Source organism: Serratia sp. HNCC26DJ206, assembly GCF_057180605.1.
Genome location: NZ_JBXUGP010000025.1, coordinates 1 through 18,761, shown reverse-complemented (window position 1 = coordinate 18,761; position 18,761 = coordinate 1). Strand labels below are relative to the sequence as shown.

At 49.3% G+C, this 18,761-nt stretch carries 12 protein-coding genes; 4 read left to right on the top strand and 8 right to left on the bottom strand.

The window, feature by feature from the left end:
* Window positions 1-18: 18 nt before the first annotated feature.
* Window positions 19-720 carry a fimbria/pilus periplasmic chaperone gene (locus AC2A1E_RS16965; RefSeq protein WP_484384718.1) on the bottom strand — a complete coding sequence of 234 codons (702 nt, stop codon included), beginning with the start codon at window positions 718-720 and terminating at the stop codon, window positions 19-21.
* A gap of 52 nt (window positions 721-772) precedes the next feature.
* Entirely contained in the window at window positions 773-1,312 is a 540-nt protein-coding gene (locus tag AC2A1E_RS16960) for a fimbrial protein (protein WP_484384717.1), read from the bottom strand.
* A 722-nt stretch (window positions 1,313-2,034) separates the two neighbouring features.
* On the opposite strand from AC2A1E_RS16960, the gene AC2A1E_RS16955 reads away from it, so the two are divergent.
* Both AC2A1E_RS16955 and AC2A1E_RS16950 read left to right on the top strand, forming a co-directional pair.
* The gene (locus AC2A1E_RS16955; RefSeq protein WP_484384716.1) at window positions 2,035-2,673 is read left to right on the top strand and encodes a helix-turn-helix transcriptional regulator; all 639 of its coding nucleotides are present in this window, start codon (window positions 2,035-2,037) and stop codon (window positions 2,671-2,673) included.
* Between the two features lie 317 nt (window positions 2,674-2,990).
* Window positions 2,991-3,944 (top strand): LysR substrate-binding domain-containing protein, encoded by a 954-nt coding sequence (locus tag AC2A1E_RS16950; RefSeq protein ID WP_484384715.1) that lies wholly within the window; start codon window positions 2,991-2,993, stop codon window positions 3,942-3,944.
* A 253-nt stretch (window positions 3,945-4,197) separates the two neighbouring features.
* Here the strand turns inward: AC2A1E_RS16950 and AC2A1E_RS16945 are convergent, their stop codons facing one another.
* The 6 genes from AC2A1E_RS16945 to AC2A1E_RS16920 all read right to left on the bottom strand — a co-directional run bounded on the left by AC2A1E_RS16945 (window position 4,198) and on the right by AC2A1E_RS16920 (window position 10,375).
* Window positions 4,198-4,653 carry a hypothetical protein gene (locus AC2A1E_RS16945; protein WP_484384714.1) on the bottom strand — a complete coding sequence of 152 codons (456 nt, stop codon included), beginning with the start codon at window positions 4,651-4,653 and terminating at the stop codon, window positions 4,198-4,200.
* A gap of 811 nt (window positions 4,654-5,464) precedes the next feature.
* On the bottom strand, window positions 5,465-5,986 hold the full coding sequence (locus AC2A1E_RS16940) for a fimbrial protein (RefSeq protein WP_484384713.1): 522 nt from the start codon (window positions 5,984-5,986) through the stop codon (window positions 5,465-5,467).
* 26 nt (window positions 5,987-6,012) lie between these two features.
* A complete protein-coding gene (locus tag AC2A1E_RS16935; protein WP_484384712.1) occupies window positions 6,013-6,684 on the bottom strand; it encodes a fimbrial biogenesis chaperone in 672 nt (223 codons plus the stop codon).
* Window positions 6,653-7,333, bottom strand: coding sequence for a pilus assembly protein (locus AC2A1E_RS16930; RefSeq protein ID WP_484384774.1), 681 nt, complete (start codon window positions 7,331-7,333; stop codon window positions 6,653-6,655). Before AC2A1E_RS16930 ends, AC2A1E_RS16935 begins: the two co-directional genes overlap by 32 nt.
* Window positions 7,334-7,389: 56 nt before the next feature.
* Entirely contained in the window at window positions 7,390-9,642 is a 2,253-nt protein-coding gene (locus AC2A1E_RS16925) for a TcfC E-set like domain-containing protein (RefSeq protein WP_484384711.1), read from the bottom strand.
* A 235-nt stretch (window positions 9,643-9,877) separates the two neighbouring features.
* Entirely contained in the window at window positions 9,878-10,375 is a 498-nt protein-coding gene (locus AC2A1E_RS16920) for a CS1 type fimbrial major subunit (protein ID WP_459399742.1), read from the bottom strand.
* Between the two features lie 676 nt (window positions 10,376-11,051).
* Between AC2A1E_RS16920 and AC2A1E_RS16915 the strand changes: the two genes are divergently transcribed.
* Both AC2A1E_RS16915 and AC2A1E_RS16910 read left to right on the top strand, forming a co-directional pair.
* A complete protein-coding gene (locus AC2A1E_RS16915) occupies window positions 11,052-17,084 on the top strand; it encodes an Ig-like domain-containing protein (RefSeq protein WP_484384710.1) in 6,033 nt (2,010 codons plus the stop codon).
* Between the two features lie 226 nt (window positions 17,085-17,310).
* Complete coding sequence (locus AC2A1E_RS16910; RefSeq protein WP_459399744.1) at window positions 17,311-18,234, top strand: LysR substrate-binding domain-containing protein; 924 nt, start codon at window positions 17,311-17,313, stop codon at window positions 18,232-18,234.
* The last annotated feature ends 527 nt before the right edge of the window (window positions 18,235-18,761 follow it).

Here is an 18,761-nt window from a genome sequence, read left to right as displayed (position 1 = left end):
GCGTCTATAAAATTAACGCTATCTTATTTCGGCGTTGAATGAATTAATCGCGCCGTAGTCATTAACATATTCACCGCTCACCGTATTACCCTTATTAGCAGGCAATGGTAGGGCCAAAGTAGAACGCGGTGCTATCATCTCACCTTCAATTTTTTTACCGTTTACCGCCAGGCTGACAAAAGAAACATAATATGGCGTTGGATTGAATGCCTGTAGGCTGTTGCCTTTTACGCTCCAAGTAACGGCTTTAGCGGCATCATTAGCATTACCTGCCAACCCTGCTGGGCGATAAAATAATTTAATCCGCGAGCGAAATGCCATTTGCAGATAATTTTCGTCCGTCTTTGCCTGTTTTTTGGCGGGGACTTCCAGCACGTTGAGCCAAAATACCGACTCTTTATCCATGGGTAGCGCTGTGCCGGTATAACTTATCCGCAGCGTTTGCCCTTTCCCACCTTCTACTCGGTTCATTGGTGGCGTAAGTATAAAGGGAACCTTGATATCGGCCGGTTTGGCATTGGTATCCCCAGTGTCCAGCCAGCTTTGCACCAAAACCGGAGAATTACCCGTATTACTCAGTTTGACGCTAGCCTCTTTTTGATCTGAAGAGTAAATCACCCGAGTGCCATTAATCACTATGCTGGCCAGGCTATTAACACTGAATAAAGCCACCGCAGCCAAGCCAACCATTCGAAAAACATGATGAAGCAAAAAACTCATAAACGCTCCTGAAAATAAATTATTCGGGAGGGTATTACCCTCCCTAGAGGTATTACTTGTACTGAATAGAGTAAACAACGCTGCCAACTACGGTACCTGCAATAGTGGCATCTTCAGCGTAGTACTCAACAAAGTAAGGCAGGCTAGCACTACCAGACTCGACGTTAACAAATGAGTTGCTATTAGCTTGAGCCGCGTTACCCGCTTTGATCACCGCTTGAGAAGCGCTGGTGCCATCACGCAATTGCAGGCTAACGTTTTGTGCCGTACCGGTGTTTTTCAGGCGACCCGTGAGCGCATCTACCGATGCTCCGGCTTCAAAGAAAGCCGAAGCGGTTTTCAGGCTACCGCTACAGTTGGCCAGCGCCAGGTTGAAACCGGTCATACCGGCAGTCTGCGTGGCGCTACCTAGTTGACCTGTACTGATAACCGGCAGGGTTACCTTCGGGTTACTAACCTGACCATCGACAACAACCTCACAGGTGTTGTTAGTTAACTGCCCCTCAAAGTTAATGGTGCCACCAGAAGCGGCCTGTGCCAGACCAGAAGAGAGCATTACACCAGCGAGAGCAGACAACATAATTTTGTTCATTGATATTCCTTAATTACAGTTAACAGAGCGCCCCTGGTTATAAAAAGGCGCCTGGAATGAGTTACGTTATTTGTTGAAAAAATGGGAAATCACTCTAAAAAGAGTTACGGACATACACAGACCAGCTGTAAATAAAGTCGTAATTAGCGTGATTATATAATGAAAGACTGGGTGCTTACTTTAAGCGAAGTGTCATTCAACGAGGCGAACTATAATAATCAAACACAACCCTGTAAATAAAGTTTTTTCTATCAGTGATAGGAAAAATTTTATTTACATTTAAACCCCATGAAAATCATATGAATATAAACACAACGAGCACTAACAATCAGCCATGGTTTAAAATTATTAATTTTAATTATCACTGATAGAAAATACTTCCTTCACAGCCATTAAGTAAAATCCTATACTAGCCATCAATAAAAGCAGGGCAGCACCCATTAAATTTAAGATGCGTTTCATCTTTAGCTGAAATATTCAACTTAAGAATAGCCTTGAATACTTATAGCTAAAATAAGATGACCATCCAGTGCCCCATTGCTCTGTACAAGCTTTTTAGACATGGAAAAAACACCTTAAGGAATCAGCTATTCCAGTCACTAAGAAAGTAACTCAGTCGTCAACGGCTCACGTCAGTTCGAGCAATACGTATAGTAATGAGAGTGTAATTTAAAAGACGATAAGCCGATAAAAAAATCATATCTAAAAATCACGAGGAAGTAATGAGAAAGAAAAGAGTCGTTCTACAGTGCCCCTGCAATTTTATGCGTGTAGGGTTAGAAAATTTAATTAATGATACACAATTATCTCACGCTCTTGATATTGTGGGAAGCACCAATAACCTGGCTGAATGTGAAAATATTTTGAACTCGTTGCCAGTGGTTGACTTTGTCATTCTGACCATCAGCAATCGTGAACAAAATCTGGCCTCGCTCTTGCAATTGATTGGGCAAGATTTACTGAAAAAACATCCTAATAGTCAGGTGATACTGATAGGGAACATGGCTTATATGAGCTTACTAAAGTGCTACTTTGGCGGTTTAGGAAACGTCCGTGTCATATTGGATAATACCATGTCGCTCGATGAGTTAAAAATGGAACTGCTGAGCCTGATCTTTCCTTGGCAAGGCAGGGAGATAACCTCGATCATGCTCTCCTCACGTGAATTACAGGTTCTGCGCATGTTACTGGACGGCGATACCGCAAAACAGATAGCAAAAGAATTGCAATTAGATTTCAGAACGATCAGTCATTATAAACGTGCTGCCTTGACAAAGTTGGGAGCCCGTTCGTTACACCCACTGGTGAGTTTGAAAAAGAAAAATATATTAAAAGAAACGTTCATCACTCAAATGGTGTAAAGGCATGAAAATAAAGCAGCCAAGTAAAGCAAGCTTATGGTTATAAAGATAAGCGTTCGCTGAGTAATACTGGGCATGATTCGCCACTAATTTTTAAGAATTTATTATCCGACACCGCAATCAGCCTATATCACGGTAGATAAAATTCACAATATTAAAAAACATTAACTCGCCATTTAACTTTGCCATTACATATTTCCGAAAACACTTAATCGGTAAAAAATGTCAATAGCTAAACGGCTTTTCTATAAACCGGTTTATATCCCCTAAGTGGAATATAAAAACAAGTAATACAGAGAGAAACAGATATCATAATTATGAGAAATCTGCCAAAACCCAATCAACTAAAAATGTTCCAGTCAATTATAGAGCATGGGAGTTTTCGGGCTGCCGCCAAAGCTCTGCATCAGACCCAGCCAGCCTTGACACAGTCAATGAATGAGCTTGAGAAAATGCTAGGAACGCCACTTTTGGTTCGCGGACCTCGCGGGGTGGTGCTGACCGAAGCAGGGAAACTTTTTGAGCCCCGCGTACAATTGGTGCTGAAAGAGTTGGAGCGCGCCGTCAATGAAGCCAAACAACTGAGCGCATCATCAAAGGGAACCATTGAGTTAGGTAGTTCGTCATTACCCTTTTTTACCATGCTGCCATCGGCGGTCCAGCGTTTCCAAAAACGCTTTCCGCAGGTCAACATCAATCTTACCGAAGGCCAACTCCCCGACCTTTTGCCTGAGTTACGCGTTGGGAAGTTAGACTTTGTTATCGGCGCAACGTCGTCGGAAAGTGTTATAACCAACGAGTTTATTGAAGAACCCTTTTTCACCACTCCTTTTGCCGTACTGGCTCGTAAGGGGCATCCGTTGGCCAACTGTACTTCACTGAGCCAACTTAAACAGGCCAAATGGTATTTACCAACGGCGAAAATGGGTTACTACGGAGAGCTAGATACACTACTGTTCCCCGAAGGGGAACAGTATGCACAATCTATTATCAGAGGAGATACGGCAGCGACAACATTACAGATGGTGATGAACGCTGGCTTTTTGACCGTGGCAGCAAAAGAGATCCTTCAGGTACCTTATTTGAGCCAGCAGTTATGCATGATACCCATCGAGGAACCGTTGCCCGATGCGACCTACAGTTTTATCTACTCCCATCGCCTGCCGTTAACGATGATTGCCAGAGCCATGATAGATAAACTGCATCGGGAATGTCAGAACTACCCTTGGTACAATCAGGTTGAACCAGAAACTATTTTACCGGTTAAATAAAGCCAGACATATTTCCAGCGATATTCTTTTAGACGGCGTTAATGTTTATCTTGGCTGCTACAGCCTACCTGATAATGGCGACGCCGCTTCCCTTCCCGCCCTGCTTAATAACCAAAAATTTCACTCACGTAATAAACTCGGCTTGACCGCCAAGAGCAGGGGTTATGCTTGGCTTACTATCAGCACACACCCCAGCATGTTTAAAAAACCAGCAACTGGGGCGTGTGAACAGTAAATAGAAGTGCCTATCTCATCAGGCCTTAGGGCTAATAACAAAATTCACTGTACCGGTATGCATCCCTTCTTTGGTAGAAGCGTCTTTAAACAGATTAATTTTAGGCGTCCAACACATCTCGCTACGCCCCGCCACGCTACTGGCAGTCTGTGTCAAGGTAATATATTTGGCGCTGGCAGCAGGGAAACTGTAGTCGTTCGCCGTCACGCCCGTATTGCTGGCCAGCTGTAAGTTATAAAATAACTGGCTACCAGGACCTTGCAGCGTAAATAGATTACGGCCACCTTTCATATTGGAGGTGTTGGTTACACTCAGCGCATAGGTTTTGTTCTTTACTCCCGCAGTTGTATAGTTGATACACAGATTATTGCTGGCAGCATTCTTAATCGATGCAGCCAAACTGTTCCCGGCTTTAGCCACATCGGGTAAATTCCCAACATCAACAGTATCTAGCTCCCATACAGCGGTGCTCATCTTGAACTCTGTCTCCACGGGGATTAGCTCGTCAATGGGGGGAAGCGTCGGTGGAGTACTAGAACCGCCCGAACTTCGGCAGTTCCCAGGAGGATCTCCCGGCACAATCCAGTAATAGAGACTTCTGGATAAGTAATTGTCATTTCCCAGGCTATAAGTATTTACAGAAGCCGTCGGGAATGCATTATTCCCTTCAGATGATATATTATACTTGACGCTACCTACATTCAGGACAGTGCCTAGCGTTCTTGAAATACGCACTACCGAAGCACTAACAGTATACCGAGTATCACTCGGTATAATCACATTACTGATAGGTGGTGGCGAAACAGCCTGAGTCAGTAGTGGGTTAATATATCGACTATTGATGCTGGGAACTCTAAGATCAATAATAGTATACTGAGTATCAGGTATGCTCGGTCCCGTCGAATTTATAATTCGGGTGTAATCAAAGCTAACCTGCCATTGATTTTTGCCTGTACTGATCATATTGCAGTTGGAAATCGTATTCTGATAAAGAGTACCGGCAGTCGCAAATTGAGTGCTAGCACACAGCAGTATTAAAGACATTGAGAGCATACTTGATAGATTGCGCCTCATTATTCACCTTTACTTTAAATTTCGCATTGACTCAGTTATATACACTCCATACTTCAGGTTGCTTGGGTGTTGGCTATGCTCTATCGCCTACAAGCAACTCAAATTATTTTGTGTATAGCTGACTAAGCCAAACTAGAAATATTGATAGTTTGGTCATTGTTCCAAGTACGGGCAATTCTATGGCCTTTATCGAACATACCAGGCCACGGTTTTAGACCTTTACTTCAAACATCATCACCAGTTTACCGACGTAACTTCCGGAAACGTTTCCTAACACTCCTACAGGCTGGCGTGCCGATACCGAAAGCAAATAACTGCCTGTCGAGGTGCCTCCGACCTGTGGAGGATTGCTGAAATCTACCGGAGTGGAATTTAGTAGTTTCTGCGTGGTTGCGTTGCTACCAAACCCTACTTGCTCGGTAGTGAAGGTCAGCGCGGTATCCGTTTCATGAGTCAGTACCAGCGGATTAACCAGTGATACCATAAAGTCTTGCCCATTGCGGATACTGACCTGAACCGGGACCTGCACCTGGTAGCGTGTAATATCGCTGCCCGCGCTGTTGCTGAGCGTTAATGTGTCGTACCAGCCTCCGCCCGGTTTCTCTACCGTGATCTGTACCAGATTGGTTAGAGTAATGTTGATGGGTACACCGCCCAGCACTGTGTCGGCAGCATTTACCGTGCTCCCTGTCAGCAGCAACAATGCTGTTATTACCTGCTGCCATAATCTCATGGTCTTCATTCCTTGATTGTCTGCGCTCATTTGCCGCACTGAATGCTAAAGGACTTATCCTGCGCCTTACCAGTCAGTGTGTTCCCGGTTATCAGCCGTGGCGTACCGGGGTAAACATTAAAATCATCCACGGCTAGGCCATTCAACTTCAGTTCACTGAACTCTACCCGCACCGTTCCAGTGGCATTAAGCTCCAGCCCACTGACGCCGCATCGGTGTTGCCAGGTGGCGACCTGCCGGGTTGGCAACTGGCGCACCAAGCCGTTAAACCCCAGGCTGACCAGCATCACATTGTCTCGGGTGCCGCTGATGCTGACTTTTTGTTGGGGAATCACCGCCAACCGGTACACCTTTTCCCTTTCCGGCTGTTTTAGTGCCCTTAACTGAACAGGTTTCTGCTGGCGTGGCCCCAACGAGAGTTTGAACGGCGCAGCATACAGATAAGGATCTTTGCTGATACCCAGCGGTATCAGTTGTTCCTCATCGACAGGCACTCCGGGGTTGCTGACCTCAAACAGAGAGACATCAACAAACTCCGGTGCATCGCCGGTATTAATCACCTGTACTATTGCTTGTTGATCCTGCATCTCCAGGATTTTTGGGCTGATATCAATCAACGCCAGTGCAGCCCCCCAAGGAAGCAGACACAGCAGTAGCCCTGTGGCCTTACTGGCAGCGGATATCAAATGGCTGGCCATCGGCGTTTCCTTTCAGGGTTTTCACCGGGAACACCAATGGGGTGCCGGGGAACACTTTTTGTTCCGCAGACATGCTGCCTGCCGGAGTCACTTGTAACTGCCTGAACAGCGAATGGACGGTACCGTTAGCCATCAGTTGCAGCCCGGCAGCGGTGCATTGATGGCTCCAGGCTTGGGTTTGTGCTCCAGAAGAAGGCAGATGGTGAACCAGCACACCATAGGCCACACCAAAGGTCAGCGGGGCACTGATTTTGTCCTTACTTTCCTGACCGACGACCTTGATGCTGGACACCGGCACGATATACAACCGGTACAGCGTTTCCTGGGCCGGGGCTTTCAGCGCTACCAGATTGATATCGCGTTTCTGGCCGGGCCCCAGCGTCAACTTCGCTGGGTTAGCTATCATCTCCGGCACGGTGATATCACCGATCGCCGTTTTGCGCTCTGGCGTTTCACCGGGGTTCTCAACACGCATCAGATCCACTTTCAGGTAAAGGGGTTTGTCACCCAGGTTGCTGACCTGCACGGTACGGTTTTGCTGCCCTTCAACGGTGCTGCGTGCTGGCATCACCATCAGTTGGCCATCAGCGTGAGCCAGGCCGCTTAGAGCCAGAAGGCTGGCTACCACCGCAGACTGCAATTGTTTAATCATGGTTTTCCTCGTTAATTCTCATCAATTCTTCGCTGTTCACAGCGGATGTGTTCTCAACCTGCAACGCACAGGTAGCGCTTATCTTTTGGCTGCGTCATGTCACAGCGGTAGCGCCCCAGCTTGCCGGTCACGGTGATTTCTTTTATCAACATCGTTGATGCCAGCGAGAACAGGCCATTCGGATAGACCATATCGCCAGTCTCACTGACCGTTCCACTTACCGGCAAACCACGGCCGTCCACCAGGAAGCCGTTATATAGCAGGTTCATTTCCACCTCGGCGTCCACCGGGTAGACCTGGCCTGGATGCGCACGTACTACGTTGGCGGGCAGTCGGATGTTCATGTCGACGTCCGCATCTACCGATTGTGCTTGAGCAAAGGTCACGTCCTGATAGCTGGCCAATGGCACCGCATAGGTACTACCGCCCCCTACCGGGTTGCCTTCCACCTTGAAGCCATATTTGGCGTCACCCAGTTTTGGAGTACGAACCAGCATGGCGGCACCACTTGGACTGGTACGCCCAAAGGCAACCCCATCCTGGCTGGCGGCGAACATACCGTTGTAGTTGAAGCTGCCGCTAGTAATATGGTCGTCTACCCCAACGCGCAAAGAGGCATCCCCGCGGGTACCGCTGCGGCGTGCGTTCAGGCCCACCGCATTGGTGCGGCCAACGTCACTGAAGTCGATACCGGCAGTGGTAGTACCGGTGCTATCCTCAAATTCACGAGCGTAGCTGCCACCGGTATACAGTTTGCCGTTGTTGTAGGCAGCGTTCAGGGTGCCGGTATTACGGTCCAACATAATGGTGGTATTCAGGAACAGCCCGTAGTTATTACTGCTGTTGTCATAGCCCCCTTTCTGCAGGCCGGTGGAGATCACCGCCCAGACGCCGTTGCCGCGCCAATTCCAGGTGCTCTGCAACTGGTGGCGTTCGCTATTGGCATAGCGGCTGTAGTTGTAGCCCAAACGGGTCGGGCCGAACTGGCGGCTATAACCAAACGCGGTGCTGTTGCTGGCCGGGTAGAACTCAGAGACCGCAGTATTCTGGTACTGCGAAGCGGTCAGGTAACCCAATTGCTGGTTGCCCGCGCTCAAGCTGGCATAGCCGCCCACGCGTTTTTCCCCCGCCAGCACACCAACGGTTGGCGTCACTTCTACCTCAGCCACCTGCATTGGCCGCGTAAGGTTATGCTCCATCGCCCAACTGTTGCCAGTACCCTTGAGCAGTGCACTGCTGGCCGCAAACCAGTTGGTCTGGAAGCTGACACCTGCGCTGAGAAGGCTCTTTTCGCTATCAAGCTCTTTACCCAGCGTGACATACCAGCCAGTGCTGCCGCCGTAGTTGATGTTGGCAATCTGCTGGCTCTCGCTGCTCACCACTTGGCCACTACGATTGACCAGACGCACCTCTACGCTGTAAAAGCCGCCAGGTAACTGGTTGTAGTCAATCTCGTTACGGCCAATCACCGCAGGTACACGGCGGATCAACCGCCCATCGCGATAGAACTCGTAGTCACCGTCTGCGGTAGCGAACAGCACCATCTTGCCGGCAGACTGGTTGTCACGCTTCAGATTGTCCTGACTGCCCAAGGTGACAAACTGGTCGAAACTTGGGTTGAGTGAGGTGCTGGTGCTACCTGCTGCGTTATCTCTGCTATCCTGCCGGCCACTGCGCAGATAGGTAGTGGAAAAGTTCTTCTGCAGATACCAGGTACTGACGCCCTGATCGGTGGTCCGGGTATCAAAGTTTTTGCTGTCGTTGTAGTACCAGCTAAGGTAGCCGTAGCTCTGCGAAGGCAAGCCAAGGTAGCCCTGACCGAAGGCGGAAACGGCGCGGTACTCGTTGGAGGCGGTACGCACATCCAGTGACTGGTTGTGGATAAAGCCCATCATGGTCTGGGGCTGGACGTAACGCTTGTTGCCATCGGTGATAGTCAGCGACTGCTTGACCTTGTCGAGCGAGACGGTTTGACCGTTGACGGTATAGTCACAACCGTTCGGGCAAACCGCATAGGGGATCTGTGTCAGTACCTTGTTCAACAGGTCTATTTGCTCGGTTGAAATCCCATTTTGGCGAAACAGGGTCTCATCAAAGGAGAGACGATTTTTTTGGGCAGACCAACTGATAGGCCCCGGCAACGGTTTACTGTCGAGGGTTGCAAGAAACTGCATGGAGGAGTCCTGCTCGGCCTCAGAGAAGCCTGCGGGCACCTGATATTCGATTTGAGCTTCCTCAGCATAAGTGGTTGCTGACGGAGTCAATAATAATAAACCTGCCGCCCATCCTGGGATTGTTCTACCCATCTTATATTCCATGTAGAGATTCAACAACACGGTCAGTAACCCATTAATTATTAATTTTTTTATTTAATAATTAATAAGCCGCACCTTGCCTGTTTTTAACACTAGAGATATAAAAACTTTCGTTATTAAAAATGAGAAGATGGCATTCACAGTACGATACTTAGGGTTATCCGAAAATAACCCTAAAAATCAATACAGGATTAAGCGTTATCCAGCACTTTCCGTTATAAAATAATTAAGCCTTTGGCTCGAACAGCATGACCAGATCACCCTGGTATGAACCGTTGGTGGTACCGGCAGCATTGGTTGGTGCTTTGGCATTAATCTTCAGAGTATAAGTGTTGTCATAACCACCTGGAGCGGTAGTAGTTTGCGTCACTTTCAGCGGAGTACCCTGAACAACAGGCTTACCTGCGAAGCTGATCGCGACGTTAGACAACTGTGCACCATCAGCACGAGCAACGGTCAATGGCTGAACCAGAGAGACGTTAACTTCATTGTCGGTGGTATAAACACGCACTGGCAGATCGTTAGAAGCAAATTCAGTCTGCGTATAGTCTTTAGCAAACAGTTCTTCTTTATCATACCAGGTGCTACCGTCTGGCTTAGAAACAAAAATAGCATCGTTAATGTTGGCCACGATGGTGATTTCTTTTTTCACGCCATCGGCCGCCTGAGCCATGCTGGTAGACAGAATCGCTGTAGCGACCACAGACAGAAGAATCTTTTTCATTGTTACTTTCCTTATCATTGCAATTAGCAGACGTCCTTATCATCAAGGAACGCGTTGAATTACCTATTTAAACCAAACAGGGTAAAAACGACCCTTATTAAAGGATTGTTTTCAGTCTGCTTGGCGCAATTTAGGCTATTTTACCGTATTTATCTGAGTACTTTTCATTAGCACTATTCAGATGCGCGCCAATATAGCCGCAGAATATGATTACCACAAGCCAATTAATTTTTATTGGTGATAGATTAAATTAATACCGCCCCATAAAAAAACTATCGTTTGAGAATATGTTATCACCTATAGAAATTACTTTATTTACGTTCTTTTAGACACGCCATACAATGGTGAAAATTTGGTAGCCAAGTGAACAGGAAGAAGTAACTCTATGACGTTATTATAGGCAATCATTCACATGTATTTCTCAAAAAATTTCTCGCAGTTTCAACCCCGGTTATTCACCAGTGTATTTTTATTATTTAATTACAGGTAACCACCCCTAACATCATTTTTATTAAAAACAAATCGCCACCATTGTCAGGTTGAAAACACAACCCAATAGTTAGCATTGTTTTTCTTCAAGTTAATTATTCTTTCAATACTCAAAAAACAGGTAAGGCAGAACCACTAAGCCCCTCCTGTAAATATATTTTTTCAATTTATCTATAAGGTAGTTGCATTGAACACGCATGATTTACCCTCTCGCCGTAAGCCAGAGGCACCAAAAAAATCTCGGTTATCCATCCTGTTAGCCTGGACGAATATTGTCACGCAGGTGGCATTTCCGCTGAGCCTGGCCTACACCCCGGCAGTGATGGCGGCGAACAAAGCCCATACTGAAGATGAACAAGCCGTTGCAACGGCGGCAACCCGTCTGGCGTCTGTATTAGCCAGCGGAGATCCCACCAAGCAGGCTGAATCTATCGCCCGTGGTGCTGTAACCAGCACCGCGAATGACGCCGTAGAAACCTGGCTGAATCAATTTGGTTCGGCCAAAGTCCAATTGAACCTGGACGACAAACTTAATCTGAAAGGCAGCCAATTAGACGTTCTGTTACCGCTGCAAGACACCCCAAGCCTGCTGACCTTCAGCCAACTGGGTACCCGCTATATTGACGATCGCCTCACGCTTAATGCAGGTATTGGCCAGCGCCATTTTATCGACCAGCAGATGTTTGGCTATAACCTGTTCCTGGATCGGGATGTTCAAGGCCATCATTCACGCCTCGGTATTGGCGGTGAATATGCTCGCGATTACCTGCGCGTTGCAGCCAACGGCTATTTCGGCATCAGCGGTTGGAAGAACTCGCGCGATCTGGACGGTTTTGATGAAAAAGCCGCCAATGGCTTTGATATCCGTACAGAGGCCTATCTTCCGTCCATGCCACAGTTGGGCGGCAAGCTGGTTTATGAGCAGTACTTTGGTGATGATGTCGGTTTATTTGGCAAAGATAAACGTCAGTCCGATCCGGCTGCAGTCACTTTCGGTGTGAATTATTCCCCGATCCCACTTATTACTCTGGGTGCTGACCACAAACAGGGAACCAGCGGGATGGAAGATACCCGCTTCAATCTTTCCTTCAATTATTCCTTTGGCACCGATCTGTCACAGCAGCTCGAGCCGGCCAACGTGGGGGCAAAACGTACCCTGGCAGGCAGCCGCTACGAGCTGGTTGACCGTAATAATGAAATTGTTCTGCAATATCGCGAGCAACAGTTACTGAACGTGGTGATGGCACCGTTGGTACAAGGTGATTCCGGCCAGACGATTGAGTTGCCGATCACGGTTACCAGCAAGAACGGCGTTGCTTCATTTGAGTGGCAAGCAGACGGGTTTACCGCTGCCGGCGGCAAGATTGTCCCCAACGGTATGGGGTGGCAGGCCGTATTGCCATCGTATAACCTGCTGGGCAATAACAGCTACCCGATTAGCGTGATCGTTATCGACAAATCAGGTAACCGTTCTGAACCTGCTCAGGGTCAAGTCGTGGTCACCGGATTTGGCGTTGCAGCTACCTCCAATCTGATGATTAAAAATGCCCGTCTGCCTGCCGATGGTCGCTCAACGACGCAGGTAGAATTGTCACTAAAAGATGGCAGCGGCCGCCCAATCAGCGGTATTGCGGGGCAGATTACGCTGGACAGTGAGTTCCAGGCGCCATCAGTTGCCAGCAAAATCAGCCCGGCCTCTGCTCCGGCACAGCCAGCGCCTCATACGATCGGTAAAGTTACTGAGTCCGCAGAGCGCCCAGGGGTGTATCTTGCCACCTTTACTGCGGGCACCAGCGTGGGCGAGGTGAAAGTCACGGCCAACGTCCCCGGCTCAGCAATAGCAGCTAAACAGGCTACCGTTACGCTTTCGGCAGACAATACCACCGCGACTATTGACAAGAATGGCCTGTCTGGCAAAGCGGGTAACACCCTGGCCAACGGCAGCGATGTGAATACCGTGCAGTTACCGGTGAAAGACGCACAGGGCAACCCACTGCCGGGTTTTGACGTCACCTTTACCGTCACCAACCCGGACGGCTCCACCCGTCAGCAGACGGTGAAAACCGACGAGAACGGCATCGCTTCTCTGCCAGTGACCAGCGATAAAGCGGGCAGTGTGAAAGTGGAAGCCAACGTCGGCGGCGTCACCAGCAGCACCGAACTGAGCTTTGTGGCTGACAGCAGCACCGCCACCATCGACCAGAACGGCCTGACGGCAGAAGCGGGTAACACCCTGGCCAATGGCACCGATATCAACACCGTGCAGTTGCCGGTGAAGGATGCCAACGGCAACCCGATCCCGGGCTTTGACATCACCTTTACCGTGACCAACCCGGACGGCTCAACCCGTCAGCAGACGGTGAAAACTGACGAGAACGGCATCGCTTCTCTGCCAGTGACCAGCGATCAAGCAGGCAGTGTGAAAGTGGAAGCCAACGTCGGCGGCGTCACCAGCAGCACCGAACTGAGCTTTGTCGCCGACAGCAGCACGGCGACCATCGATGAGAACAGCCTGACCGCAGAGGCGGGTAATACTGTGGCTAACGGCACCGATATCAACACCGTGCAGTTGCCGGTGAAGGATGCCAACGGCAACCCGATCCCAGGCTTTGACGTCACCTTTACCGTGACCAACCCGGACGGCTCCACACGTCAGCAGACGGTGAAAACTGACGAGAACGGCATCGCCTCTCTGCCGGTGACCAGCGAACAAGCGGGCAGCGTGAAAGTAGAAGCAGAAGTCGGCGGCATCACCAGCAGCACCGAACTGAGCTTTGTGGCCGACAGCAGCACAGCGAAGATCGATGAGAACGGCCTGACCGCAGAAGCGGGTAACACCGTGGCTAACGGCACCGATACAAATACCGTGCAGTTGCCGGTCAAAGACGCCAACGGTAACCCGATCCCGGGCTTTGACGTCACCTTTACCGTGACCAACCCGGACGGCTCTACCCGTCAGCAGACCGTGACCACTGACGAGAACGGTATCGCCTCTCTGCCAGTGACCAGCGATCAAGCGGGCAGCGTCAAAGTGGAAGCAGAAGTCGGCGGCGTGACCACCAGCACCGAACTGAGCTTTGTGGCCGACAGCAGCACCGCGACCATCGACGAGAACGGCCTGACCGGTAAAGCGGGTAACACCACCGCCAACGGCACCGACACCAACACCGTGCAGTTGCCGGTGAAAGATGCCAAGGGTAACCCGATCCCGGGCTTTGATGTCACCTTTACCGTGACCAACCCAGACGGCTCCACCCGTCAGCAAACCGTGACCACCGATGAGAACGGCATCGCCTCTCTGCCGGTGACCAGCGATAAAGCGGGCAGCGTGAAAGTGGAAGCGGAAGTCGGCGGCGTGACCAGCAGCACCGAGCTGAGCTTTGTGGCCGACAGCAGCACGGCGATCATCGATCAGAACGGCCTGACCGCAGAAGCGGGTAACACCCTGGCTAACGGTAGCGATGTGAATACCGTACAGTTGCCGGTGAAGGATGCCAACGGCAACCCGATCCCGGGCTTTGATGTCACCTTTACCGTGACCAACCCGGACGGCTCTACCCGTCAGCAGACCGTGACCACTGACGAGAACGGCATCGCCTCTCTGCCGGTGACCAGCGATCAAGCGGGCAGCGTGAAAGTGGAAGCAGAAGTCGGCGGCGTCACCAGCAGCACCGAACTGAGCTTCGTGGCCGACAGCAGCACGGCGACCATCGACGAAAACGGCCTGACCGCAGAAGCGGGTAACACCGTGGCTAATGGCACCGACGTCAACACCGTGCAGTTGCCGGTGAAAGATGCCAAGGGCAACCCGATCCCGGGCTTTGACGTCACCTTTACCGTGACCAACCCGGACGGTTCAACCCGTCAGCAGACCGTGAAAACTGACGAGAACGGCATCGCCTCTCTGCCAGTGACCAGCGAGCAAGCGGGCAGCGTCAAAGTAGAAGCAGAAGTGGGCGGCGTCACCAGCAGCACCGAACTGAGCTTCGTGGCCGACAGCAGCACGGCGAAGATCGATGAGAACGGCCTGACGGCAGAAGCGGGTAACACCCTGGCTAATGGCACCGATATCAACACCGTGCAGTTGCCGGTGAAAGATGCCAACGGCAACCCGATCCCGGGCTTTGATGTCACCTTTACCGTGACCAACCCGGACGGCTCCACCCGTCAGCAGACGGTGAAAACCGACGAGAACGGCATCGCCTCTCTGCCGGTGACCAGCGATAAAGCGGGCAGTGTGAAAGTGGAAGCCAACGTCGGCGGCGTCACCAGCAGCACCGAACTGAGCTTTGTGGCCGACAGCAGCACGGCGAAGATCGATGAGAACGGCCTGACCGCAGAAGCGGGTAACACCCTGGCTAATGGCACCGACGTCAACACCGTGCAGTTGCCAGTGAAAGATGCCAACGGCAACCCGATCCCGGGCTTTGACGTCACCTTTACCGTGACCAACCCGGACGGTTCAACCCGTCAGCAGACCGTGACCACCGACGAGAACGGCATTGCCTCTCTGCCGGTGACCAGCGATAAAGCAGGCAGCGTGAAAGTGGAAGCGGAAGTGGGCGGCGTCACCAGCAGCACCGAACTGAGCTTTGTGGCCGACAGCAGCACGGCGAAGATCGATGAGAACGGCCTGACCGCAGAAGCGGGTAACACCGTGGCTAATGGCACCGACGTCAACACCGTGCAGTTGCCGGTGAAAGATGCCAACGGCAACCCGATCCCGGGCTTTGACGTCACCTTCACCGTGACCAACCCGGACGGCTCTACCCGTCAGCAAACGGTAAAAACCGACGAGAACGGCATCGCCTCTCTGCCGGTGACCAGCGATCAAGCAGGCAGCGTGAAAGTGGAAGCAGAAGTGGGCGGCGTCACCAGCAGCACCGACCTGAGCTTTATTGCCGACAGCAGCACCGCGACCATCGACGAAAACGGTCTGTCGGGTAAAGCGGGTAATACCGTGGCTAACGGCAGCGATGTGAATACCGTGCAGTTGCCAGTGAAAGATGCCAAGGGCAACCCGATCCCGGGCTTTGACGTCACCTTTACCGTGACCAACCCGGACGGTTCAACCCGTCAGCAGACCGTGAAAACTGACGAGAACGGCATTGCCTCTCTGCCGGTGACCAGCGAGCAAGCGGGCAGCGTCAAAGTGGAAGCAGAAGTGGGCGGCGTGACCAGCAGCACCGAACTGAGCTTTGAAGCGGATTTCAGTACGGCAATGATCAATACCACCAGCGGACTGGTTCTTGATACTGCAGGTAAAACGATTGAAACGCAGAAAAGTGAAGATACGCCAAGCGAGCTTTCTACTCATAATCTGATCGTCACTATGACAGATAAGAATGGAAACATTATCAAAGACAAGGCTGGTGCTCTGGATGTGACCTTTACCACCACCGGAAGTGCTAAATTTGTTGGCGCCAGTACCGTCACTATTGATGAGAATGGACAGGCTAGAATCGGACTCATTAACACTAAGCAGGAAACTGTGACGGTTAATGCTCAACTGAACGGTCAGTCATCCAACAGTGTACCTGTCAGCTTTAAAACGGTGCTAAAAAGCGTTGCATTGGGTAGACAAGATATTACGTTGACTAAATACTTCGGTACTAACGTTACCGCAGAAGCCGTGTATTCAGACGGTTCAAAAGTCGATATTACCAAAACCGGCTCTTGGAAGAGCAGTAATGCGAAAATTAGCGTCGATGGCTCAGGCTATGTCACATCAGCGGATGAAAGTGAATCAGGTAAGCTGTCAGTAACCTTTGAGGGGATGACTGCGGAAACTGACGTGAGCGTGATTGTGGCCAAGACCAGTGCAATTATTGGGACCAAGACAGCGTACACTACGCTGATCCCGAAAGAAAAGTATCCATCCCTGACATTAAAGAGCGCGTCAGTTGTCGATGGATTCTATTCAAGTGGAGTGCTGATTGCAGGCGGACCAGGTGGCCAGGCGTCTACCGAGGTTCTCAATCTGGACAAAGTAACATCAATTACTGGGTACAGTGCGATCGTGCCAATCACAGGGCTACCGAATCCATTACTGGAAATGTTGACATGGAAAGACGGTGCCGATCATAAGGTTGGTTCGTCAACGGGAACGGCCTATACCGCCACCGTATCGGATACCATCTACGGGATTATCGTTTATTCAACAGGAACGAACGGACAGAGCGGTGCTTTTATCTCTGGTATGCAGATAGTATATAACTAAGACCGAAAGTCGTTGCAGATACAGGGCTTGTTCTAAGATATATTGATGGGACAGGCTCCGATATCTAGTAAAGCCACCGCTTGAAGCGGTGGCTTTCTTTTATCTTATCAATTCCCAAACTGACTCTGATACAAAAAACCGTGTATTTACATTTCCCGGGTCAGCATCTAAGCTTAAATTTATTTCATTCCAGAGCCGTTATTTACTTTAAAATGCGTGGTGAACGATGAAAGAACTGCCAAAAATCAATCAGCTCCGGGATTTTAAGGCGATTGTCTATTATGGAAACATCAGAACTGCTGCACAAGCGCTGTTCAAAACACAGCCGGCGATGACCAAAAGCATTCAGGAGCTAGAACGGATATTAGGGGTAACCTTGTTAGCCAGGGGGCCTCAGGGTATGGTTTTAACCGAGATGGGGCGTGTTTTTGAACATAGGGCTAATACACTACTTAACGATCTGGAAAGAGCCGTTGATGAGTTGCATCAATTGAGTGAGCAATCTCAGGGCAATGTCGCCCTTGGTTGTTCTCATCTGCCCGCGCTTAGCGTACTGCCTGCCTTGGTTCATAAGTTTCAAAAAGAACATCCGACGTCTAATATTACCATTATTGAAGGACAACTTTGTGAGTTGGTGAATTCGCTCCGGCGAGGGCGATTAGATTTCTTTATCGGCATCGCATCACCTGAAATAGCAATGAATGAGTTTACTATCGAGCAATCAATCAAAGCAGAATTTTGTATTATTGCCAGAAAGGGGCATCCTCTCTCTCATTGTCGTTCACTAAGCGAACTACAAGGGGCAAAATGGTATTTCCCCAGCACAAGAACAGGATATTATAAAAGTCTGGAGAAATTTATTTTCCCCAAAGGAAGAGTGGACAAGGACAGCGTGATTTATGGTGACTCAATGAGCATTGGTGAACAACTGGTTTTAAGTAAGGATTACTTTTTTGTTGGTCCCAAAGCTATTCTCGATATTTCTTACATCAAAGATCTTATAACCTTTATCCCAATACAAGAGAAGCTGCCTGATGCACTTTATATTCTGCTTTACAGGCAACAACAGGGATTAACTCCGCTAGCTAGGCAACTGATAGATAGAGTCAGCCAGGCGTGCTTCAACCTTCTCTCTGATAAGAGTCAATAATAAAGTAGATTATTTTTTCATATGAGCCAATTGAAATCTGACTGGTTTTAGTGAGTACTAAAATAGACTTTTAGCAAAATTTGGTAGGATTGATACATCACTCTAGTCATTTGAGAATAAAAACGTTTTTACGACTTTAAAACCAAAGGAAGCGACCTAACCTATAATCATAGCCGCCCCTCCGCTAACTAGGCAAGCCTTCTCACTCGGCAAGCTTACGTAAGCTTTTCGCTAATTGTATCGGGGTAAACTCACTGATATTAGCCTGAACGAGCAACTCTTCAAGCGCGCATTTAACCCGTATTTTCTTGTAACTCTTCACCAACTCTCGTTAGCATTGGGTACTGATAATTATTTGCTAACATAATCTATGAAGTTCTCTCTTTACCCCAAAAGAAACCAACAGCATAATTACTTATAGTCAATTGAATTTATTTTATAAAACTCATTGCATGGTTATTAATACTTTAAACTTTAAATATTTGGCATTTATAACTACTAAAAAAAACCAATCGAAATGGTCTTAT

Bases quoted from the DNA above. Each gene is read 5' to 3' on its own strand.
- AC2A1E_RS16960 (WP_484384717.1), bottom strand. From the start codon at position 1,312: ATGAACAAAATTATGTTGTCTGCTCTCGCTGGTGTAATGCTCTCTTCT.
- AC2A1E_RS16955 (WP_484384716.1), top strand. From the start codon at position 2,035: ATGAGAAAGAAAAGAGTCGTTCTACAGTGCCCCTGCAATTTTATGCGT.
- AC2A1E_RS16935 (WP_484384712.1), bottom strand. From the start codon at position 6,684: ATGGCCAGCCATTTGATATCCGCTGCCAGTAAGGCCACAGGGCTACTG.
- AC2A1E_RS16925 (WP_484384711.1), bottom strand. From the start codon at position 9,642: ATGGGTAGAACAATCCCAGGATGGGCGGCAGGTTTATTATTATTGACT.
- AC2A1E_RS16950 (WP_484384715.1), top strand. From the start codon at position 2,991: ATGAGAAATCTGCCAAAACCCAATCAACTAAAAATGTTCCAGTCAATT.
- AC2A1E_RS16920 (WP_459399742.1), bottom strand. From the start codon at position 10,375: ATGAAAAAGATTCTTCTGTCTGTGGTCGCTACAGCGATTCTGTCTACC.
- AC2A1E_RS16910 (WP_459399744.1), top strand. From the start codon at position 17,311: ATGAAAGAACTGCCAAAAATCAATCAGCTCCGGGATTTTAAGGCGATT.
- AC2A1E_RS16940 (WP_484384713.1), bottom strand. From the start codon at position 5,986: ATGAGATTATGGCAGCAGGTAATAACAGCATTGTTGCTGCTGACAGGG.
- AC2A1E_RS16945 (WP_484384714.1), bottom strand. From the start codon at position 4,653: ATGAGCACCGCTGTATGGGAGCTAGATACTGTTGATGTTGGGAATTTA.
- AC2A1E_RS16965 (WP_484384718.1), bottom strand. From the start codon at position 720: ATGAGTTTTTTGCTTCATCATGTTTTTCGAATGGTTGGCTTGGCTGCG.